The organism is Streptomyces lacrimifluminis (genome assembly GCF_014646095.1).
In the GTDB taxonomy this organism is placed as follows: Bacteria; Actinomycetota; Actinomycetes; order Streptomycetales; family Streptomycetaceae; genus Streptomyces; species Streptomyces lacrimifluminis.
Map to the genome: position 1 here is coordinate 276,905 of NZ_BMMU01000006.1, position 22,569 is coordinate 299,473.

General features: G+C 67.6%; 12 protein-coding genes and 1 pseudogene. 10 read left to right on the plus strand and 3 right to left on the minus strand.

From position 1 onward, the window contains the following. Positions 1 to 180: 180 nt before the first annotated feature. Entirely contained in the window at positions 181 to 792 is a 612-nt protein-coding gene (locus tag IEY89_RS12645) for a DM13 domain-containing protein (RefSeq protein ID WP_189147447.1), read from the plus strand. 572 nt (positions 793 to 1,364) lie between these two features. Further along, a pseudogene (locus IEY89_RS42300) lies at positions 1,365 to 1,826 on the plus strand (site-specific integrase); the annotation flags it as partial. 321 nt (positions 1,827 to 2,147) lie between these two features. Here IEY89_RS42300 and IEY89_RS12650 read toward each other — a convergent pair. Next, positions 2,148 to 3,587, minus strand: a complete 1,440-nt coding sequence (locus tag IEY89_RS12650; RefSeq protein WP_229695180.1) for a hypothetical protein — start codon at positions 3,585 to 3,587, stop codon at positions 2,148 to 2,150. Between the two features lie 476 nt (positions 3,588 to 4,063). Here IEY89_RS12650 and IEY89_RS12655 point away from each other — a divergent pair, with 476 nt between their 5' ends. Together IEY89_RS12655 and IEY89_RS12660 are read left to right on the plus strand one after the other, a co-directional pair. Beyond that, the gene (locus IEY89_RS12655) at positions 4,064 to 9,331 is read left to right on the plus strand and encodes a sacsin N-terminal ATP-binding-like domain-containing protein (RefSeq protein ID WP_189147449.1); all 5,268 of its coding nucleotides are present in this window, start codon (positions 4,064 to 4,066) and stop codon (positions 9,329 to 9,331) included. 240 nt (positions 9,332 to 9,571) lie between these two features. Beyond that, entirely contained in the window at positions 9,572 to 12,250 is a 2,679-nt protein-coding gene (locus tag IEY89_RS12660) for a tetratricopeptide repeat protein (RefSeq protein WP_189147450.1), read from the plus strand. Between the two features lie 218 nt (positions 12,251 to 12,468). Here the strand turns inward: IEY89_RS12660 and IEY89_RS12665 are convergent, their stop codons facing one another. Beyond that, positions 12,469 to 12,873: a hypothetical protein gene (locus IEY89_RS12665; protein WP_229695181.1), complete on the minus strand. Its 405-nt coding sequence runs from the start codon at positions 12,871 to 12,873 to the stop codon at positions 12,469 to 12,471. Between the two features lie 484 nt (positions 12,874 to 13,357). Here IEY89_RS12665 and IEY89_RS12670 point away from each other — a divergent pair, with 484 nt between their 5' ends. From IEY89_RS12670 to IEY89_RS12695, 6 genes are all read left to right on the plus strand, one after another. Further along, on the plus strand, positions 13,358 to 13,852 hold the full coding sequence (locus IEY89_RS12670; protein ID WP_189147451.1) for a PDDEXK family nuclease: 495 nt from the start codon (positions 13,358 to 13,360) through the stop codon (positions 13,850 to 13,852). Between the two features lie 573 nt (positions 13,853 to 14,425). Beyond that, the gene (locus IEY89_RS12675) at positions 14,426 to 15,910 is read left to right on the plus strand and encodes a DUF3375 domain-containing protein (protein ID WP_229695182.1); all 1,485 of its coding nucleotides are present in this window, start codon (positions 14,426 to 14,428) and stop codon (positions 15,908 to 15,910) included. Next, positions 15,907 to 16,533, plus strand: coding sequence for a DUF4194 domain-containing protein (locus IEY89_RS12680; RefSeq protein ID WP_189147452.1), 627 nt, complete (start codon positions 15,907 to 15,909; stop codon positions 16,531 to 16,533). Before IEY89_RS12675 ends, IEY89_RS12680 begins: the two co-directional genes overlap by 4 nt. After that, on the plus strand, positions 16,530 to 19,946 hold the full coding sequence (locus IEY89_RS12685) for an ATP-binding protein (RefSeq protein WP_229695183.1): 3,417 nt from the start codon (positions 16,530 to 16,532) through the stop codon (positions 19,944 to 19,946). The genes IEY89_RS12680 and IEY89_RS12685 overlap by 4 nt, the downstream gene beginning before the upstream one ends. A gap of 1 nt (position 19,947) precedes the next feature. Further along, positions 19,948 to 21,132 carry a Wadjet anti-phage system protein JetD domain-containing protein gene (locus IEY89_RS12690; protein WP_189147453.1) on the plus strand — a complete coding sequence of 395 codons (1,185 nt, stop codon included), beginning with the start codon at positions 19,948 to 19,950 and terminating at the stop codon, positions 21,130 to 21,132. A 57-nt stretch (positions 21,133 to 21,189) separates the two neighbouring features. Beyond that, positions 21,190 to 22,083 carry an IS982 family transposase gene (locus IEY89_RS12695; protein WP_189147454.1) on the plus strand — a complete coding sequence of 298 codons (894 nt, stop codon included), beginning with the start codon at positions 21,190 to 21,192 and terminating at the stop codon, positions 22,081 to 22,083. Between the two features lie 22 nt (positions 22,084 to 22,105). Here IEY89_RS12695 and IEY89_RS12700 read toward each other — a convergent pair whose 3' ends face one another. Further along, entirely contained in the window at positions 22,106 to 22,498 is a 393-nt protein-coding gene (locus IEY89_RS12700; RefSeq protein ID WP_229695184.1) for an Imm32 family immunity protein, read from the minus strand. Positions 22,499 to 22,569 lie beyond the last annotated feature (71 nt).

Below are 22,569 nucleotides of genomic sequence, written 5' to 3' on the forward strand. Positions count from 1 at the left end.
TCCCCGGCAAGCCGTCGGCCGATGCCGCCTGCCGCGATGCGAACTCCGTCGGCATCTCGACTGCTCCCAGCCGTGCGCGGGGTGCGGCGTAAGGATTCCGTCATCACCTGAGGGGTACGGGACGGCTGCCCGTCTCCGTTGAATGGGGAGACAAGAGAACTCCCAGGAATCGAGGCAGGGATGGGGCGCGTGCGGAAGGTACTGACCAGGCCGTTGGTCATCGCGGTGCTGGTGATGTCGGTCGGCGGGGCCGGCTTCGGGCTGTACTGGTTCCAGCCGTGGAAACTGTGGCAGGACAAGACCGTCGAGGAGGCCCTGCCCGGGGTGATGGAGACTTCCGCTCCTCCTGCTGTGACACCCTCGGATCCTGCTGTGACGCCTTCGGATCCTGCGGTGAAGCCCTCGGCCGAGCCCTCCGAGCAGCGCTCGGCCCCCGGCCCGCAGACGCTGGCGAGTGGTGAGCTGATCAGCCACGAGCACGCGACATCGGGCACGGTGAAGCTCGTACGGCTGGCCGACGGCTCCCATGTGGTCCGGCTGGAGAACCTCGACACCAGCAACGGGCCGGACCTGCGTGTCTGGCTGACCGACGCACCGGTGAAGGAGGGGCGGGCCGGGTGGCATCTCTTCGACGACGGGAAGTACGTCAGCCTCGGCAAGCTCAAGGGCAACAGGGGAAGCCAGAACTACGCCCTGCCCAGGGACGTCGATCCGTCGAGCTACAGCAGCGTGAGCATCTGGTGCGACCGTTTCGACGTCTCGTTCGGCGCCGCGCAGTTCGCCCGCCTCTGACAGTGCCGAGCCCAGCTCCTCGACGGCTGTCCGCGTGGCCACCCGAGACGGCCTGCACGCCGTGCCCATGACGAGGTCGCCGCCGAGTCGGGGTGTCGCTGCGCCTGGTGCGACACCCCGCCGTCACCGCGCTCGCGTCGACGCTCTGCTCGCCGCAGCCGTGTCCACTGATGAGACGAGTGGACTACCGCATCCAGTAAAACTCGTGCGCGATGCGGGCGATGACCGATCCGAAAACGAGGAACTACCCCCCGTAGAAACATAGGAACTGCTGGAGCGCATACGCGGGTTCGAAAGGCCGCCCGCCCACCGGCGGATCGCCTGACGAGGACTCCCCCCTCCTGACGCAGTCCCGTCGGCTCCCGCCCCAGACCATCCGCATGGCCACAGCCAGGATGGCAACGCTGCCCCGAGGGGAAGCCATGCCGGGCCATGGGGCGGTCGGAAGGCGGGTGTCGAGGTGGGCGATGCGGGAGGTGAGGGCCTGCTCGCGTGGTGGTGGGATATCCGGCCGCAGGAGCACCCGGCCCGGATACGAGCCGTACCGGCGGCTGCGGAAGCGTCCTCGGCGTTTCCTTCTGTCCCTGATGGGCCTGCGGCCGGCGGAGATCTGTGACAGGCGCTGGGCCGATGTCCACCTGGGCAGGGCCACGCTGATCATTGCGAACACGCGGACCCTGGTGGGGAACAGGACCGTGGTGGAGAAGGACACGAAGTCTCGCGCCGTTGAGCGGCAGCTTCCTCTGCCCGATCCGGTCAGGGAGGCGCTACGTGTTGTGGACGAGAACGGGCTGCGCCGGGTCCGCTTGTACGACGCTCGCGCGAGTTGTTTCACGTACCTCGCGAACAACGGGGTGCCGCATCACCTTCTTGCCCGGTGGGCCGGGCACACCGACGTTCGGACCACGAAGCGCTGGTATGTGGAGCCGGATGTGGAGGATCTTCGTCCGGCGGCGGACGCATGGGGAGGTCTGGCGAGCGTCTCCACCCCCGCTCCTGAAGAAAGTGTGAGATGTGGGAGCGTGAGCGGGTGAGTGAGACGAACGTCGAAACCCTGCAATACCGCTTTGACGGGCCAGAAGAGGCTCCGGTCCTGATCTTGGGACCGTCCCTCGGTACTACCTGGCACAGGTTGGAAATGCCGTCCATACCGGTCCAGTGAGAGCATGCGGGTCCACGAAAGGCCAGGTCAGAGCGTAGAGGATCGGTGGCGTCGATCCAGTTCGTGACAGATTTGTGAGACGCGGAGGCAAGAGGGGCACGGTTCGCGGGGCCGTGCTCTCGCCGTCTGTATCTCGTTTGGGCGGCGGCTGGGTCACCCGTCGCCGGCACCGGGAGTCTGGCGGCGTGGGTGCTCAGGTGGGTCCGTAGGGGCTCCAGCCGTGCATGAACGGCTGGAGGTCTTCGGTGCGAGGCTCGGGGATTTCGGGTAGCAAGGGTGATCCGTTGAGCGGGTTCAGGCGTTGTACGTGGCTCTCGGTCCACGCGATCCATGCCTCGGCTTCCTCCTTGGCCGGCCCGGGCGGCACGCTTTCTGCGTGAAGTCGGAGTGCGTCGACGTATTCGACGAGGCCCGCTGTACGCTGCCACGCCGCGTGCTGTGCTTCGAGGTGGCGGACACGGTATGCCTCTGCGTATTCGGTCATGGCCTGACGCTTGGCGGCCTCCCATCGCAGGCGCTTCTGCTGTGCTGCCTCCAGGTCCGCCAGACGCTTGCGTTCGGCGGCCTGTCCGCGAAGGCCGATCTCCTGCACGATTTCGGCGAGCTGGTCCTCGAGAGGGCGTGCGGCCGTGTCGGCCCACTCGCCGGCCCGGTGGTGCAGCCCACCGCTGACACAGATTCGCAGGCGGTCGGCGGGGGAGTAGTCGTGGCGAGGGATGCTGACCCACGAGTGCTTCTGCGCGTCCGCGATTTCCTTCTGTGTGGGGACGTGCTCGACCCGGTCCTGTTCCTGCAGGACGCGGAGTTCGCATGTCTGGCCCTGCGCCGTAATGGTGAAGTGAGGTGGGCCGCTTCGCCGACGATGCGGTAGCGGTGCTGCATTCGCGTTACCGATTGCGGCGGTGTGCCCCGCCTTCTGTGTTGCGGTGAGCAAGGCATGGATGAGTCGGAAGGCCCGCTTCTGCACGCACTTGGTCAGCCCCATCGGATGAGAGAGTCCTTGCAGGGATTTCACGACTGGATGCGGCTGCACGAGTCGTGCCGGTACCGGAACGGGTGTCAGGGTGGCCAAGCGCCAGGCGGGCGTGTCGACGAGTCGGATTTCATAGCCGTCACGGCACCAGCCTCCGTGCAGCTCTTTGGTCTTTGGGATCTTCCTCGATCTCCGTGCAGCGGCGACACGGATCGGCCATTTCTCGGTCTCCCGGGCGTTGGCTTCCCGTTTGACGATCCGGCCGCCCGCCTCCGCAAGCTCTTCCAGGAGCTGCTCCGTGACGGTCTTCTTCCCTTTTCGGGATCCGGAGTTGGGGCTCGATGGCTGTGGCGATGGTGGCGTGGCCACCTGGTGGCCAGATTTCTTCCCGCCGGAGGCGACTGTCGGCTGCGTGGCAGCTTTCCGCACGGGAGCGGTGCCTGTGGCACGAGATTTGTCGGGAGGATGGCTACCGTGGTCGAGGAAATGCTGGCCGGCGGTCGTGAGAGTCGCGGACCATTTCCCTTTCCCCTTGGAGACTTTGACCAGTCCTCGGCTCTGTAACGCCTGGCAGCTGAGCTTGTGCGCCTCTCCCCGCCAAATACCCTCAGGGCAGCCTTGCCCGACCCACCGCAGCACCTGCAGTTGACGCTCGTTCAACTGACGCGGCACCTGACCCCCTACTGTGCGAAGCTGCCCGCCAACATTTTCACAGCTGAGCGCTCGCGGCGTAGGCCAATGACCGCAAATGCGCACGGAAGACGCTGTGGGCCGACAGAGAGACGGGCAAGGCTGTCGCAGGACCAGGCCCGGTCTGAGTTGAACTGAACCGCTCCGGGATTGGTGGAGGCTCAGGACTGTCCCGGAGCGGTTCAGGGTGACGGCCGTCCGCATCCTTGATCGCCATGGTTTGCGTGGTCCTGGCCGCGATCGGTAGCCAGTCCCGTGTGCTCAAACCGCCTTCCGCGTCGGAGCAAGGGCAGCAGGACCGCCAGTGGCGAAGTCCTTCGTGGCTCCATTTCGCTCAGTAGGATCACTGACAGAACGGGGCGGGAGACACGCGGGGGAGAAGCTGTATGGCAACTGGGGGCCGTCGACCGTCGGTAGAGCGCTTACATTTGCGCAGGTCGGCTGCGGTGCGTAAGCGTGTCCATGGCCAGGCCCTGATTGAGGTTCGAGGCTGTCTGCGGGACTGGGACGACGGCCGCGAGGCGGCGCGCGAGGCCAAGGCCGTGGCCGAGACGATCATCTCGCCCGAGTACGAGGGTCGGGTACTCATCGAGCTGTTGCAGAACGCGCACGATGCTCACCCAGCGCGAGCTGCCGACGGGCGCATCGAGATCCTGCTCGACGAGGACGAAGGAGAGCACGGCACTCTCTACGTGGCCAACTGCGGCAAACCGTTCGGCGGGAGAGACTTCAAGGCCCTCTGCAGCATCGCCCTGTCCAGCAAGCGCGCCGACGCTGGGATCGGTCACAAGGGCGTCGGTTTCAAGAGCGTGCTGCACCTGTGCGACGCCCCCGAGGTCTACAGCGTGGCCCAGGTGGGATCCCGGGTCCTCGACGGGCTCACCTTCCGTTTCGCCCGGCTCGACGACTTTGACGGGCTTGCCCGGGAGGTGGCGCCCGAACGGGCAGAGTTCGCGGCCTACTTGAGGGAGAACCTGCTCACGCTGAAAGTGCCGGTCTTCCTGGAGGACGCGCCGCCGGTTGCCCAGCGCCTCGCGCGTCGGGGCTTCGTCACCGTCGTACGCCTGCCTCTGAAGTCGGCCGATGCCCGCTCGGCGGCCAGAGCGCAGTTGCGTGAACTCATGGATGACACGGCCCCGTTCGAGCTGTTCCTGGACCGCCTGGAACGTGTGCGGCTGGAGTGGCGAGCCGCAGGGAAGACCCAGCGCAAGACGTACGACCGCCAGGTTGAGGTCCTGCATCACTCCCGTGGACTCAAGGTGCAGCAGGTCACGTTGCGACAGCGGATACGGCTGATCGTCGTGTGCGGAATCGCTGACGCGGACCGTGCCCGGGAGGCGATTGCCGCGTCGGTGGAGAAGAGCGCGATGCGGCGCGACTGGGCGGCCTGGGAGAAGAAGGCCGAGGTACGGGTGGCCGTCCCGGTCGGCGATCCTCTGGTGTCCGGTCGGCTCTACACCTTCCTGCCGATGGGCGAGCAGATTCTCGCGCCCGTCCGGGGGTATGTCCACGCACCGTTCTTCGCGGAGATGAACCGCCGTTCGTTCAACGAGGCGGTGCCGTGGAACGGCCTGTTGCTCGACACCGTTGCCGAGTTGTGCGCCCGCGCGGTGCTCGCCACGGTTGGCGGGCGGTCACCGATTCCGCCCGGCGCGCTCGTCGACCTGATGTGTTGGCAGCCCGAGGCATTGGGGCGGCTGACCTCTGCCTTCCATCGGCTGGATCACGGCATCGCCCAGGTGCCGTTCATTCCGGTGATCGGGACACCCGGGGCGCGGACCTCCCTGCACCGTGCCTTCCTTTGGGAAGGACGGCACGGCTCCACGGTCTTCACCCCGCAGGAGGTCGCCGCCACTGGCGTCACGGATCTCGTCGATCCGAAACTGCACCCCACCCGGCTGCGACGGCTGCTCCCCCTGGCCAAGGCTGTGGGCAGACGCCTCGAACCCCCCACCGAGCGGCTCGGTTTCTGGGCGGAACGGCTTGCCGAGGCCGCCGTACGCGCCCCCTTCGATCCCGGATGGTGGGCGGACTTCTACTACGACCTCTGCCAGGCGCTCCCCGACGGGTCGGCCCTGGTCGGCAAGCGGATCATCATCAGTTCCCGGTTGGCGACGGCACCGGCCGGCGGGGAAGGCGTCTTCTTCGACCGTGGCGCCCCGCAGGGCGGCTCTCTTCCACCTCTGCCCGACGGGCTGTACGACCGCCTGTACTTCGTGCACGAGGGCATCGCCTGGTCCGGCAAGGGCCGCAGGCGCAGAGCCCAAGGTCGCAAGTGGCTCAGGACCGCGAACCTTGTCCATGACTACGGCGCTGACCGGGTGTTGGAGGTTGTCGCCTCCGCGCTGAGCGCGAACGGCGAGGACGACGGAGTACGCCTCGCCTGCCTGCGCTACGCCTGCGCAATCTCCCACGAATTGGAGAGCGGCGGTCGCAGGGCACCCCGTCTGAGGAAGCTCCGCGTACCGACCCGGGCAGGCTGGTTCGACGCGGACCGGGCCATGTTCGGGTCAGGCTGGCCTGGAGAGCACGCTTCCGTCGATGACACGCTGACCCGGTTCCTGGAACGTACCCGGGGGCTGTCGACCGTGCTGACTGAGACGGAGGGCAGACTCCTGCTCGGCCCCGAGGAACTGTGCGGGGAGGCGGTCCCCGTGGAGGCAATGCGGCGCTTCCTCGAAAGGCACCAGGCCGCGCATGGACTCCGTCCCCGTCATGAGACCTTCGGCACCAAGGTCAGGGGAGAGGAACTCAACCGACCCGCCCGATTCTGGGCCCCGGGCCAGCGGAGCCGGCTGCCGCAGTGGAGGGCCACCGCCGAGCACTGGCCGAGCCGACGCCAGGTCGGCTACACCAGCGTCGATTATCACGCCCGCTCCCACTCCGTGGCCATGCTGCCCGGACAGGACGACTACGCCGCTTTCTCCGAGGAGGATCGCAGACGCTACGCGGAACTCATCGTGCATGGCCTCGCCTCCTCCTGGATCGACTCCGCACTCGAGACGCAGTTCGTACGCCACAGCGATCCCACGGGCACACTCTGGCCCACCCCGCTGGCCGCCTTCCTCGCCCACGCACCGTGGATCCCGCAGACGGCCGCCCCGAGCGCCACCTCAGAGGGGGCCACGTTCGCCACGGCCGACACGGCCTGGTGGTGGCACGGCGCGCAGTCCCCGCCCCAGTTCCTCGGCGTGGTGCCGGCGACCTTGCGTAGCAGGCGTTCCGCCAAGCTCTCGGCACGGCTTGGCCTGCTCGGCGTCCGCTCCTGGGACGATCCCGGCACCGCTCTGGTCCGGCTTCGTCACCTGCCCGACCTCGTGCGGGCTGACGCCCACCTCCGGGAAGGCAGACTCGCGCACGAGATCGGGCAGGAGTACGAGATGGCGTGGGCGCAGCTTCTTCCGACGGATGCTGCGACACGCACGCCCGACGGTGGGCCCCTCACGCCACCGCGCCAGCTGCTGGTCACCCGGGTCGGCGTCCTCGAATCACTGGACCCGGTGGAGGCGGAGGAGACGGTCTTCGTCCCGGATCCGGACGGGGCCCAGAACCGGGCCCTCCTGGACCGTGTCCCCGTGCCCGTGATCCCGATCCGGGACAAGGCACTGGGCGGCCGGGTCCACACCTTCCTCGACCGGAGGACGACGTTCGACGTCCAGCGGTGCGGCGACGCCGAGCGCGACATCCAGGCCGACCGGCTGCCCGTCCAGGACGCGCCGTGCCTCCCGTTGTCGGAGTACGCGGGATCCTGGCTGCGGACCTTGGTCGCGGCCCTGGTGGAGTTCGACGACGAACGCGCCTCCCGTCCGGAGCCCGTGGCCGCAGCCGACGTGGACGGCCTGCTGCGCCGCTGCGACGTGATCGTGGCTGAGGAGGCCGTCGTCTGGATCGCCGGCCACCGCCTCACCGAGAACGGAGCGGATCGCGCCCTGCTGCACTCGCACCCCGACCGGCCCCGTGTCGTCGTCGTGCACAGCGGGCCGCGCACCAGCTGGCGGGTGCTCCGCACCACCGCCCCTGCCGTAGCCGAACTCATCGGCACGCCTTACCTCGCGAACAGCCTGTGGACCGCGCTGACCAAACTGGAGGAACGCGGCCTGAAGACCGACCGCGTCCCCGACGAGGACCTCATGGTCGTCCTGGACCTGCGGCCCCACCAACTGCGGGCCGTCCTCGCCGAGCGGGCCTCGCAGCGCTCCGGCAGCGCGCAGCTCGTTCCCCTCCTCGCCTGCCTCGATCTCGACCTCGCGGAGGAACTCCGGCAGCGCGTCGAGGACTTCGCCGACCGCGCCGCCCTTCTGGCCTGGCTCACCGGTCGGATCGGCACACCGGACGCGGAACTGCTCACCCGGCTGCTGGAGGACGACGACCGGGAACGGCAGCTGAGCGCCCTCTCCGTGCCCCTGGCCGACGCCAACCGCGCATGGCGCGCGCTGGGCCTCCCAGAGACCGACAACAGAGAGCGGCATGAACGGCAGTTCGCGACCTGGCTCCAGCGCAACCGTCCCACGCTCGCTACGCGGATCAGGGACGCCTACGCGGGTGTCCACCGGTCCGGACACTCCCTAGACGGGTACGTGAAGCTGCGCGACCTCTCCTCACTCACGCTGGACCCGGCCTGCCACACAACGCTGTGGCACCTCTCCGACGAGCTTCTCCAGACCCACGCGGACACCTGGCTGACGAGCCTGCTCCCCGCCCCTTCGCAGACGGCCCGCCCGCTGCGGCCGCTCGCCGAGGCGCGCGAGGCATCCAGTACGGCGGTCCACAAACAGGTGCCACGACTGCGGCAACTGATCGAGGAATGGCAGCGGCTAAACCCCGCAAGCCGTCCCGCAGTGATACCGCCCACCCAGGACGTCCTGCGGGAACTCGACGCCGACGGGCTGCTGGACTTCGAGGTCCTGTCCGTGAAGGCGTTGATGGCCTGGCTCAGGACCCACGGCCACTGGCCCGAGGGCATGCCACTGTCAGACCGGCGCGCGGACCTCGGCCTGTCCGCGACGCGTTCGCCGGAGCCCGCCGGGAACAGCGGGGAGACTGCGGGCGGAGGTCGGTCTGGAGCGTCCGCGCCCGGTCCCCATGTCCTGCTGAACGGCAGGCCCGTGTCGGCGAGACCTGAGGATCTGGCGGCGCTCGCCCGCAAAGTGGCCGCCGACCTCACACCGGCGCAGCGGGCCACCCCGGCCACGTCCGCCACGGTGCTCGCGACCCGGATTCCGCCGCCACGAGCTTCGTCGTCCGGCGCGAAGTCGCACGGCGGTTCGTACCAAGCCCCCGTGACCGACCAGGACCGGACCCTGGCGGTGGGCCTCGCAGGTGAAGCGGCAGTGGCCGTGTGGCTACACGAGCAGTTCGGGGTCGAACCACAGGACTCGTGGAAGTCCGGCCTGCGGGTCCACGGGCTCGCCGGCGGGCAGAGGGGGGATGACCGGCTCGGTTACGACTTCCTCATCCACAACGGCGACGCGACCTACCTCTACGAGGTCAAGGCATCCACCAGCGACAGCGGCGAGATCATCCTCGGAGAGTCCGAGGTGCGACGCGCTTCCCGACTGAAGCCGGACGAGACGTACTTCATCGTGTACGTCTCCCATGTCCTCGACCGCGACCGCCGCGCCATCTCCGTTCTGCCCAACCCGTTCGGCGCCCCCGACCTCGCTGGCTACGAACTGATCAGCACCCAGCTGAGGCTCCGTTTCAGCCTTGGCTGAAGAACCAGAGAGAAGGGGCCGGCTCGTAGGGCCTGTCGCTGATTCTATGGATGGATGACGCCAGGGGTGAACCAGCCGCGTGCGGTGGCTTCTGCCTCGCCAGATAGATCATCGAGTGAACCGCACCGAGATCGGTGGAGGGGGTGCCGTTTAGCGGCGTTCTGGGCATGACTGCTGTCGGGGCGGCGGCAGTGCGTTGTGGGACGGCGCGGTTGTTGCAGCTCCGGATGGGGGCGGTCGATGACGGTTGAGGAGCTCGTGGCGGCAGTTGTCGCTTTGGCGATCGTGGCTGCGAAGAGGCTGGGCGCTGGTCTGGCGGATCGTGCGGTGGAGGGTGTGGAGCAGTCGGTGGCCGACCGGCTGGGGCGGCTGTACCGGTGGATCGTCGGACGGCTGCCTGGCGAGGAGGGTGCGGCCCTGGTCGAGGAGGCGGGCCGCTCTTCTGCTGCACAGGCTCAGCTGAGACGGCGGCTGGTACTGGCTCTGGGTGAGGATCCTGTAGGCGTTGAGGAATTGCGGATGCTGCTGTCGCCGCACGCGCTGGCTCTTCTTTCGGAACCGTCCGGTATCCCGCGTCAGTTGCCGTCGGCGCTGGCGGATTTCACTGGGCGCGGCCAGGAGGTGGCGCGGCTGGTGGAGGCTGCTGAGCGTCCTGGCGGATGCAGGGTGTGTCTGGTGCACGGGCCGGGTGGGATCGGCAAGACATCTGTCGTGGTGCAGGCTTCTCACCAGCTGATGCAGTTTTTCCCCGACGGTCAGCTCTTCGTCGATCTGAATGGGGCGGAGGAACGTCCTGTTGCGGTGGGCGAGGTCCTTGGCGACTTCCTAGCGGCTCTGGGGACACCGCCCGGAAGAATCCCCGATGATGTGGCAGGGCGGACACGGCAGTTCCGTACGGAGTTGGCCGATCGGCGTGTCCTGATCGTCCTGGACAACGCGGCCACTGAACAGCAGGTAGGTGCGCTGACACCGGGTGGGTCTTCGTGCGTTGTCCTGATCACCAGCCGACAGGCCCTTGCCACGCTGGCCGCGGATGAGCGCGTCGCTTTGCCGGGGTTGGACGAGGACGCCGCCTGGGATCTGCTGAGACGGATCAGCGGCCCGGACCGGGTGGACGAGGACCCTGAAGCAGGCCGCGCTGTGGTCGGTCTGTGCAGCGGGCTCCCGCTGGCCCTTCGTATCGCGGGAGCGCGGCTGGCCACCTTTCCCGCGCGTACCTTGGGCTCGCTCGCCCGAGATCTGGCCAACGACCACCGGCGGCTGGATGTGCTGAGTCTGGGCGAGCGCAGCGTACGGGCGGTCTTCCGCGCCGGTTATGAGGCGCTCCCGTCGTTGCAGCGGCGTGCGTTCCGGCTGCTGTCGGCCCTGGACGCACCCGACCTGCCGACGTGGGCGCTGTCACCTCTACTGGACGTGGCCGCCGATGCGGCAGACGCGTGCCTGGAGGGGCTCCTGCTGGCTCATCTCGTGCAGACTCGCCGCGGCGAGACAGACGGCCAGCGCATCGTGCTGCATGATCTCGCGCGAGGGTTTTCCAAGGAGATGGCGGCCGAGCAGTCGGTGGGCGAGGCCGACAGCGCCGTGTGGCGTCTGCTCGGTGCCCTCCTCAGCGCGGCCGACGCAGCCGATGCGCAGTTACGGCCGGCAGGTGCCCGGCACAGCGGCCGTGATGGGGTATTCCGTCGTTCCCCGCCGGAGGACGCCGTGGCAGGCGACGTGTGGGAGGCCGTTCACTGGTTCGAAGCCGAGCGTGCCGTTCTGGTGGCAGCTGTCGCCCACGCTCACGCTCGCGGGTGGTGGGAGCTGTGCTGGGAGATCACCGATGCGATGAGTATCGCTCTTGAGCATCAATGGCGTTGGGACATCAGCCGTCAGGTCCACGGGCTCGCCTTGGATGCGGCCGACCAGCTGGGGGATGGCCAGGCCCGTGCCGCACTGCTGCGCAACCTTGGCGAAGCCCTGCGCGACGGTGGCGATGACCTGGACGGGGCCGCAGAGTGCTTCAGCGAAGCGATCGCTCTCTTCCGCGGCTCAGGTGACGGTCACGGCGAAAGCGACGCCCTGGGCAACTTGGGAATCCTGCAGCGCCAGCAGGGCGCGCTGCGGGAAGCCGAGCGAACGCTCACCGCGGCCGAGCTGCGCTTCCGGGCCCTGCCGCTGGAGCGCGGGCTGGCCTGGACCCTCCGGGAAAGGGCGGTGATCAGCCGGCACCACGCTCGATACACCCAAGCACACGCCCAACTCGACGAAGCCCAGGCCCTGTTCGCCGCCAACGAGGAAATCCGTGGCATCGGCTGGATCCTGCGCACCCGCGCCGATACCGAGAAGGAGAGTACGACGGGCGGCTGCCCGCTCCCTCACCGCTGGTATGGAGGCCCTTGGCCCGGATGCCCCGCCACGAGTCGTCCCGCACAGGATCCGCGATGGGCCGCGGCCCGCACCCACTACGAAGACGCTGCCCAGGTCCTGCACGCCGTCCGGGACCACCGCGGGCACACCTGGGTCACTTTGGGGCTGGCAGACATGGCCCTCTACGAAGGCGACCACACAGCCGCAGAACTGATCAGGCGTGCGCTCCAGGAAACCGACGCCTGCGGCGACCATCGAGGCCACAGCAGGGCATTGACCCTCCAAGCCCTGCTGCTCGCCGAGGCAAACCGCCTCAGCGACGCCATCACGCTGGCAGAACAGGCCCTCGCCACTCTCCGGGACCACGCCGGCGCCGCTCAGGCCGGCTTCCGCCTGGCCCGCCTCTACGGCGCCGCCAGCCGGCACCAAGACGTCCTCCGCACACTGCAGCAGTCCCGCACCCACTACCACGCCGCCGACATACCTTTTCCCGCCCTTGCCGACCCCGAACTCGCCAAGAGCCTCACCCACCCCGTGTCCCGCGCCCGGCGCTTCCGCCGGCATCAGTGAGTTGAATACACAGATCCGCGAGGCCATCAGGAAGCCAGCTCACACGTAGCCGGCAAGACCGCTCCCGTATCCGGAGATCTGTCCGGGGCAGCTTGGCGCGGTCCCGACCTGAGACGCATCCGCTTTTCGATAACAGGGTTGGCCTGGGGAAACTCGCCCCGGACGCTCGCCGACGGTGAGGGGCGGCTCGCGTCGGTGAAGCTCTCTGCGGTGGCCGGTCAGTGTCTGCGTAGGTCGGAGCCTCGGTGTCGCCGGGCCGCGTAAGTAGCTGCCGCAGCGAGGGAGGTGCAGGCCAGAGCCGTGCCCAGGATCCGCTCGAAGTCGGCGGGGCCGGTGCTGCCGCCGACGCCGCCCTGGACGCCGCGGGTGGGCAAAGGCGTGGGCGTCGTCGTGCTGGTGGTGCTTCTGCGGGGCAGGACCTCGCAGGCGATGCCGTCGTCCGGCCCTTGGTCCTCGTCCAGCCGGTGGGGGTCGCTGGGGTCTCGGTTCAGCTCTGCCTGGGCGTCTTCCTGGAAGGCGAAGTCGCGGCAGTCCAGATCGGGTTGGGCGTGGGCCAGGCCCGCCAAGGGGCTGGCGGCGAGGGTAACCGTCACTGTGGCGACGAACGCGGTGCGTATCCGCATCGGTCATTCCTTTCGGTTCGGTGGCCTGCACGACCGTCACAGCGACCTTATGGAGATGACGCCGGCCCGGCGCGTGGTGCTGGGCCGAACGGACACGGATCGGTGTTCGCCCAGGACGGAGCCCGGGGCGGCTGCCAGCCGGTGGCTGATCGGGGGCGATGTCGTACTGACTGAGAAGACGACGATCCGCTTGGAAGCAGTTGCTGCTCCTGACTCCTGGAGCGGGCCCTGTTTCAGCGAGGCTGGCGGGCTGGCGATCCTGGTGTCTGCGTGGGCTGACCACGGCCTCCAGTTGGGTTAGCTCCCCCTGCCGCAGCGCAGTTGTGTTGTCGAATTTCGGCCAAGTTGCGGTGAACGTGTGCGGACGTAGCCGGACGTCCACGGACTGACGCGAACACAGTGAGAACTACTGAGACTGAATGGGACTGGCTGGGTTCAATCCACGATGGGTTACCTGCTCTGTTCCGCGGGCCACACTGCATCCATGACGAGCTTTCAGCAACGGAAAGCAATAGGTGACGCGCATGAGCGGCACGTCGCCGAGCAGCTCACCGAGCGAGGGTGGGAAGTCGACTTCTGGGGTCAAGGGCAGCTGAGCCGGGCGCTTCAATGCGCGCTCCGGAAGACCGACAGTTCCATTCGCTGGTTCCCGGATCTCATTGCGACGAAGGCCAAAGACCTCGTACTGATCGACTGTAAGGGCGGCGTTACCAGCAGGCGAACGGGCCGGCATGCTGTCGAACGCGCCGCCGTGCTGGCGCATTTGCAGCTCGTTGCCTGGACGCAGTTGCCGGTCTACTACGTGTTCGATGGCCTGGATGCGTGGTCGCCGTACGACGTGCTTGCTGCGGGACAGAAAGGGCCGCACAGCATTGCGGGATCGGGCGCCCCGTACTTTCTGATCTCTGCCCAGGGAGCCCGTCGCTTCGATGACCTGTTCGGCACGCCGGACGTCGCCCAGGTGGGTATTGCCTCGTAGTCGAGGTCGCTCCTCGCTCGGCTGCCTTCAAGTCGGCGATGTGGGACAGCAGCGTCACGTCGGCCGCAGCCAACCGGCTCAGGGATCTTTCTGATCTTGCTGTGTCCTGCCGTGCTTTCAGGCGTCTCGGCGTATGGATGGCACCCTCCGCCCAGCTCCGACCGGGCGCGATCGAGATTCGATGAGGTGGCCTTGCGTTCGGCAGATGGCATGTGCCCAAGAGCCGATGACGCAGGACGCTGGCAGGTCGGTCGGCGGGCCAGAGTCTTCGGGTTGGGATTCGAAATTTCGTTCGGAAAGGGCTGTGGGGATGAGGATCGGAAAAGTTCTGGAATCAGGGTAGGTAGGCCCTCCTGCCTGCTGTCTTCCTTGCCGGAGTCCGCGTGTGCCCCATCCGGCCGCCTTTCCTGCGCAGCTCCGTTGTCAGTGGTGGCCTCTACGGTTCTTTTGTGGCCGCCACGGAATGTCCGTGTACGGCTTGTGCGGGCGTGGGCGTCGGCCGTGCGGGGCGTGCGTTTTCGACGCTGGCGAGAAATGCCGTCGTGCGCGGTGGGGTAGTGAGGGGCAGGATGCATGGAGTTGGACTACGACCGTCTGGTCGCGTTGCGGAAGCAGAGCTCCGCGTGGCGGCTGCTGACGGCCGGTAACGCGCCGCTGATGTTGAGCTTCTTCAACAAGGTGTTCGTCGAGCAGGGGGCGCGCTCGATTGCCGGTGCGGAGCTTGTTGAACGGCTGGACGACGAGTTGTTCGCGCTCAATGAGCGGCTGGGGCGGAGCACGTTTCCCCAGTCTGCGAAGGCGTATCTGGATCTCTGGTCGGCGCCGGAAAATGGCTGGCTGCGCAAGTATTACCCGCCGGATTCGGACGAGCCGCACTTTGACGCCACGGCTGCGGTGGAGAAGGCCATCTCGTGGATCCGGTCGCTGGAGGAGCGCTCGTTCGTCGGTACCGAGTCACGCTTGAACACGATCTTCGATCTGCTGCGGCAGATGACGTTCGGGGCCGAGACCGACCCCGATGCGCGACTGGCCGAGCTCACCCGGCGTCGGCACGAGATCGACCAGGAGATCGAGCGGGTTGAGGCCGGCGAGGTAGATGTGCTGGACAGCGCGGGGCTGCGGGACCGCTATCAGCAGATGACTGCGACCGCGTACGGGTTGCTGGCCGACTTCCGCGAGGTCGAGGCGAACTTCCGGGACTTGGACCGCGACCTGCGGAGCAAGATCGCCGCGTGGGACGGGGCCAAGGCCGGACTCCTCGATGAGGTGCTGGGCAGTCGCGAGAGCATCGCCGAGTCGGACCAGGGCCGGACCTTCCAGGCGTTCTACGACTTCCTGCTCGCCCCGAGCCGACAGGACGAACTCAAGACGCTGCTGGCCGAGGTAGAGACCATGGAGGCCATCGGCGAGCCCGACCCGAGGATGCGGCGCATGCCCCGGGATTGGCTGGAGGCCGCCGAACGCACCCAGGGCACGGTGCGGCAGCTCTCGGACCAGCTGCGCCGCTTCCTGGATGACCAAGTGCGCTCGGAGGACCGCCGCGTCCTGCAGTTGGTGCGCGGGATCGAGTCCCGGGCCCTGGCCCTGCGCGACGTTCCCGGTGTGGATCTGATAGCTGAGCTCGACGCCACGGCACCGGCCATCGTGCTGCCGATGGAACGGCCCCTGTACACGCCGGTGGTCAAGGCGCCGATCGACAGTACCGGTATCCAGGCGGGCGACGAGGAGTTCGCCGCTGACGTCCTGTTCGAGGCGGTGTACGTGGATCCCGCCCGGCTCACGGCCGCGGTCCACCGCGCTCTTGGCACCCGCACCCAGGTCTCCCTTGCCGAGACGCTGCGCGAGCACCCGCTCGAGCAGGGCCTGGCCGAACTCGTCGCCTACTTCGCCCTCCCGGACGACGGGTTCACCACAGTCTTCGACGACCACCGCCAAGAAGAGATCACCTGGATCGGCGAGGACGACGTCCGGCAGGTCGCCACCGTGCCCGTGGTCACCTTCGCCCGCACCAGCCCCGGTGTCGCCTGGGCCACCAGCCAGAAGAAGGAGGGGCGATGACCACGCCTTCCAACCCCACCGCGCAGCCGTCCCACACCCTTTCCTTGCCGGTCAACCAGCTGCTCAAGGGGCCGATCTTCCGCGACCAGCACGAGCGGGCCTGGGACGCGCTGCTGCACCTGAGTGCCCGCGTCAAGGACTACGTCGAGGTCATGGGCCTGCGTGTGGTGATCGACGAGGTGGAGGGCTACGCCTTCCTCCAGTCGAAGCCCGACGCCGAAGACGAAGTTCACGATCCGCGTACGAGGCCGCCGCGGCTGATGCCCCGCCGGTCGCTGTCCTACCCGGTCAGCCTGTTGGTCGTGCTGCTGCGCAAGCGGCTCGCCGAGTTCGACGCGGGCGCCGACGGCACCCGGCTCATGATCACCAGGGACGAAATTGTCGAGATGATCCGCACGTTCCTCCCGGCCGGCACCAACGAGGCGCGCCTGGTCGACCAGATCGACGGCCACATCAACAAGGTGGTCGACCTGCAGTTCCTGCGGCGTGCCCGCGGTCAGGAGCAGCTGTTCGAGGTGCAGAGGATCATCAAAGCCTTCGTCGACGGGCAGTGGCTCGCCGACTTCGAAACGAACCTGGCCCAGTACGCGGCCTCCCACACCCCGCAGGAGAAGCAGCAGTGATTCCCGCTCAGTCCGGCCCCGTCGGCACGGCCACCTCCACCGATCTTGCCGCGGCCGGGTTCCGGCTGGAGCGCTTGGAGGTCTACAACTGGGGCACGTTCGACAAACACGTGTGGTCGTTCGGCCTCGGCGGCGCCAACGCACTGCTGACCGGAGACATCGGCTCCGGCAAGTCCACCCTGGTGGATGCGATCACCACCCTGTTCATGCCCGCCCATAAGATCGCCTACAACCGGGCGGCCGGCGCGGAGAGCCGCGAGCGCAGCCTGCGCTCCTACGTCCTGGGCCACTACAAGTCCGAACGCAACGAAGAGACCGGTTTCACCAAGCCGGTGGCCTTGCGCAAGCCCGGGAACTACTCGGTCATCCTGGGGGTGTTCCGCAACCCGGCGCTGGAGTCGACCGTCACGCTGGGACAGGTGTTCTGGCTGGCCGACGCCAACGCCACCAGTCCGGAGCGGCTGTTCCTCGTCGCAGACCGGGCTCTGTCCGTCGCCGGCGACTTCGCTGACTTCGGCACCGAAGTGCGGGCCCTGAAGAAGCGCCTCGATGCCGACGATGTCCGCGTGCACAAGACGTTCCCGCCCTACAGCAAGGACTTCCGGCGCCGCATGGGCATCGAGTCCGAGCAGGCCCTGGATCTCTTCCACCAGACGGTGTCGATGAAGTCGGTGGGCAGCCTGGACGACTTCGTGCGCAGCCACATGCTCGAACCATTCGACGCGGCCGCCATGACCGACAACATCGTCAGCCACTTCGACGCCCTGACCACCACGTACAAATCCGTTCAGCGGGCCCGCGCCCAGATCGAGGCCCTCACCCCGCTGCTCAGGGACTGCCACACCTACGAGGGCCTGGCCGCGCGGATCGAGGAGGCCGAGGCCCAGCAGGCCGCCCTGCGGTACTTCATCGCCGAGCGCACCTCGGTCCTGCACGAGGCCGAGCGCACCGACCTGGAACGGTCGCTGGCCCGCCTGGACAGTCAGATGAAGGCAGCGAAGGACGAGCTGGAGCGGCTGCGGGGCCAGGAGCGCCGGTGGGAACTGCAGCGTGAGGGGCTGGGCGGTGGGCGCCTGGGTGAACTGGAGCGCCAGATCGAGGAGACGGAGCGCCTGCGCACGACACGGGACAGGCGCGCCCGCGAGCACGCCCTCCTGCTGGAACAGGCCGAGTTGGCCCCGGTCACTGATCAGGCCCAGTTCACCGACCGCCTGGAGGAGATCTCCCGGGCCCAGCACGACGTCGCCGCGGGCAAGCAGGAGTCGCTCACGGCCCTGGAGACGCTCGCGGTCGATGCCGATCGCCTGCACCAGCAGGCAGAGGACCTCAACAAGGATCTGGTCAGCCTGCGCTCGCGCCGCAGCAACGTCCCTCGCCGGCAGCTGGAGGTACGCGCCCGCCTGTGCCACGAACTCGGCATCGAGGAGAGCGCCTTGCCGTTTTCCGGCGAACTCATCCAGGTGCGCGACGGGGAACAAGCCTGGGCCGGCGCCGCCGAGCGGCTGCTGCGCGGCTTCGCCCTGTCGCTCCTCGTCCCTGGCGATCAGTACGCCCGCGTCTCCGAGTGGATCAACAATCACCACCTGGGGACGAAGCTGGTCTACTTCCGCGTCCCCGACAAGCTCCCGCCCCGGCGCCCCCAGGCAGCCCCTTCGGCCGCACTGTTCGCCAAACTCGAAGTACGCGACGACTCATCCTTCGCCCCGTGGGTGGCCGGTGAGCTCGAACGCCGTGCGTCGCACACCTGCGTGCTCACCATGGAGGACTTCCGGCATGCCGAACTGGCCGTCACCGCACAGGGACTGATCAAGGGAGCGCGGGGCCGCCACGAGAAGAACGACAGCACCCGCATCGACGACCGCAGTACTTACGTGCTGGGCTGGACGAACCAGGCGAAGATCGATGCCCTCGTGGACCAGGCGGGCCGGGTCCACGCCGCCCAGCGCGAGCTGGCCGGCAAGAAGCGCGGCCTGGAAGCCGCCCACGAGGATTCCATCAGCCGCGACAAGGTCCTCGACCGGCTGGCGGCGATGCGCGACTACAGCGAGATCGACTGGACCTCCGCTGTGCGGCACATCACCGAGCTGGCCAAGGAGAAGCAGCGCCTTCAGGCCGGCTCCAAGGACCTGGACGAACTCACCCGCCACCTGGAGGAGATCGCCGTCGAGATCGGCGAGCAGGAAGCCGCCTACGAGAAGGCGAACCAGAATTGGGGGAAGGTGTCGGGTGAGCGGGACACGGCCATCCACGCCCGCGATGCGGCCCGCGCCGTAGTCGATGAACCGGCCGCCGCTGATGCGCAGGCCCACTTTCCGGCCCTCGAACAGCGTCTGACCACTGCCCGGTTGACGTGCCGTACCGCGCAGGAGTGCGGCCAGACCGAGACCCGGCTGCGCGAGGAGCTGACAGCTCAGAAGAACCGCTGGGGCAAAGAGCAGACCCGCCTCGCCCAGACGATCGCCTCCCAGATGGGCACCTTCCGCACCAACTACCCGGCCGAGACCAACGAGCTCGACGACTCCGTCGCCTCCGCCGGTGGCTACCGCGCCCTGCACCAACGGCTCGTCGCCGACGACCTGCCGCGCTTTGAGGATCAGTTCCGCACGTATCTGAAGACCAACGTGATCCGCGAAGTCGCAGGATTCCATGCACAGTTGAACATCTGGGCCGATGAGATCGGCGACCGCATCGCCACCATCAACGAGTCGCTGGCCGGCATCGACTACAACCCGGGCCGCTACATCATGCTCAAGCCCGAGCAGACCCCGAACACCGAGATCCGCGAGTTCACCGCGGAACTGCGAGCCTGCACCGACGACGTCCTGTCCGGCGACGATTCCGACCTGTACTCCGAAGAGAAGTTCCACCAGGTCCAGCGCCTGATCGAACGCTTCAAGGGCCGCGAGGGACACACGGATGCGGACCGCGCCTGGACCAAGCGCGTCACCGACGTGCGCTACTGGTTCGTCTTCAGCGCCAGCGAACGACGCCGCGAGGACAACTCCGAATACGAGGTGTACTCCGACTCCGGCGGCAAGTCCGGCGGGCAGAAGGAGAAGCTCGCCTACACCATCCTGGCCGCCTCCCTCGCCTACCAGTTCAAGCTCGACACCACCAGCAACAGGAGCCGCACGTTCCGGTTCGTTGTCATCGACGAAGCCTTCGGCCGCGGCTCGGAGGAATCCGCCCGCTTCGCCTTGGACCTCTTCAAGCGCCTCGGCCTGCAACTCCTCATCGTCACGCCCCTGCAGAAGATTCACGTCATCGAGCCCTACGTATCCGCCGTCGGCTTCGTCGACAACCCCACCGGACACCACTCCCGCCTGCGCACCCTGACCATCGCCCAGTACCGCCAAGAACGCCTCGCACACACCCTGGCCGCCCTGCAGCCCGTATCCGGACAGATGAGCTGACATGGCAACCACCAGCACCCCGAACTGGACCACGCCCCGCGACGTCGCCGCTCGCCTGCGCAAGCGCTGGGATCGCGGCGAGTTCCTCAGCCAGGTCGCCGACGATAGCGACTGGGAACCCCTCGCCGTCCCCCTGCGCGGCCCGAAGGCCGGCGACATCACCCGGCACTACGACGACGTCCTCGCCTGGGCAACGTCCTGGGCTCCCGCAGCACACCGACACCTGCGCATCGAATACCGGCGGCTCGGCGGACGCCTCGCCGGCGTGAACAACGCCCCCGCCCGGGTCTGGATCGAGCGCCGCGACGACCTGTTCAAACTCCTCGGCGTCACCAACACGGTCAACCGCTACGCGTCCCTCCTCGCCGCCGCAAACGAGACCCTGCCCCCACTGGCCACGTGGATGGCCGAGAACCCGATGAAAGTTGTCCAACGGGAAGCCGACTGGCCACGCCTCCAAGCCACCATCCGCTGGATCACCGACTACCGCGGTCCGGCCGTCTACCTGCGCCAGCTCGACGTACCCGGCGTGGACACCAAGTTCATCGAACAGCACAGAGCCATCCTGACCACCCTGCTCGAGCACTGCCTTCCCGAAGACCGCATCGAGGCCGAGGCCGCGCGCACCGACTTCGCCGCCCGCTTCCGCTTCCTGCGCAAACCCGCCTACCTGCGGTTCCGACTGCTCGGCGGCGAGTCACTGGCGGGCTTCAGCGAACTCACGGTGCGCGCAGATGAGTTCACCGCGCCACCGCCCGCCATCACGACTGTCTATGTCGTCGAGAACGAAACCACCTACCTCGCCTTTCCCGACCAGCCCCACAGCATCGTGATCCACGGCGCCGGCTACGCAGTCACCCAACTGTCCGCCCTGACCTGGCTGCACGACGTACGCCTGGTCTACTGGGGCGATGTGGACACCCACGGCTTCACCATCCTTGACCGGCTGCGCCGGACCTTCGCGCACACGCAGTCGATCCTGATGAACCGGCCCACCCTCCTGGAACACCGCGGGCAGTGGGTGAAGGAAGATGCGCCCACCCACCGGCCACTCGGCACGCTCACACCCGACGAAGCAGATGTCTACGACAGCCTCGTGGACGGCGAGTTCGGCCCGAACCTGCGGCTCGAACAAGAACGCGTGCGGTTCCACCTGCTTGAGGACGTCCTCAACGAGCTTCGCTAGACGAGTGGATCCGAAGTATCGGCCCCTCAAAGGGGCGAGGGTGCCCAAGATCCGTGTGTGACGACAGACCTGAACACCCTCTTGACCGCACTTTACGTGAAGATCGACGACGAGATCGGAGGAACCCGCTGCCTCGGCAGACCTCCGCTCCTCAGCGACTCCGAACTGGTCTGCCTGGCGGTGGCCCAGGCTCTGCTCGGCTACCACTCCGAGGCCCGCTGGCTGCGCTACGCGGTCAAGCACCTGTCCGACATGTTCCCGTACCTGCCTCAGCGTACGGGCTACAACAAGCGGCTCCGCGCGGCACTTCCCCTGGTCAAACGCATGATCCGGGAACTGGCGATGGACAGTGACTTCTGGTTCGACAACCACTGGATCACCGACTCCACCCCCGTGCCGTGCGGGATGTCGCGCCCGACCGTCCAGCGGTCCAACCTGGCGGGCTGGGCCGGCTACGGCTACTGCGCCTCGCACTCCCGCTTCTTCTGGGGGCTGCGGCTGTACCTGGTGTGTACGCCGACGGGCATGCCGATCATGTGGGCACTGGCCAACCCGAAGATCGGTGAACGCGAGGTGCTCGCCGCGATGCTGGAGGTCGACGCCGACCTGGTCGCATCCCGTGAGGGCATCCTGCTGATCTCAGACAAGGGCTTCGCGTCCAAACCGTTCGAGAAGGCCCTCGCCGAGCAGGGCATCGAGCTGCTGCGGCCCTCGCGCAAGCGGGAGAAACGGCGGTACGGCGAGCCGATGCTCAAGAAGGTCCGCCAGCTCATCGAGTCTGTCAACGACACCCTCAAAGGACAGCTCGACCTGGAACAACACGGCGGACGGACCTTCGAGGGCGTCGCCATCCGCGTCGCCCAACGCGTCCTGGCGATGGCAGCCGGGATCTGGCACAACAACCTGATCGGCGCACCCATCACCCGCTCGCTGATCGCCTACGACCATTGATCACATCGGCTGCGGGCCTAGTTCATCGGGTCGGCATACCTCCGTGCGGGCTGTTGACCACCAAGGGCAGTGATCCTGCCACCAGGTAGGGGTGCTCGGGGAAGTAGTCGATGTGGAGGTGACCGCCGTCCTCGGCGGTGACCATGGCATGCAGATTTTCGGCCAGGACAGCCCTGGCATCGGGATCGCCGCTGATCACAAGGATCTGCCGCCGGGCGTCAAGTCCGATGCGGACACCGGAGCCGGGTGCCTTCCTGACTTCGATCCCCGCCAGGGTGTTGTCGTCAAGCGGAGACGCGGACGCGGAGCTGATGAACCCATCACCCTCGGCTACCGCCCTTGCCAAGCAGGCCAGTTCTGTCGCCGTCGCGGTGAGATCTACTTCGCCGTAAACGGGGTCGGACACGAGTCTCACGGGTGTCGCTCCTTCAAGGTCGGCCTCCATGATGCCTGCGAAGATCGCTCACCACTCACCCATGTACATCG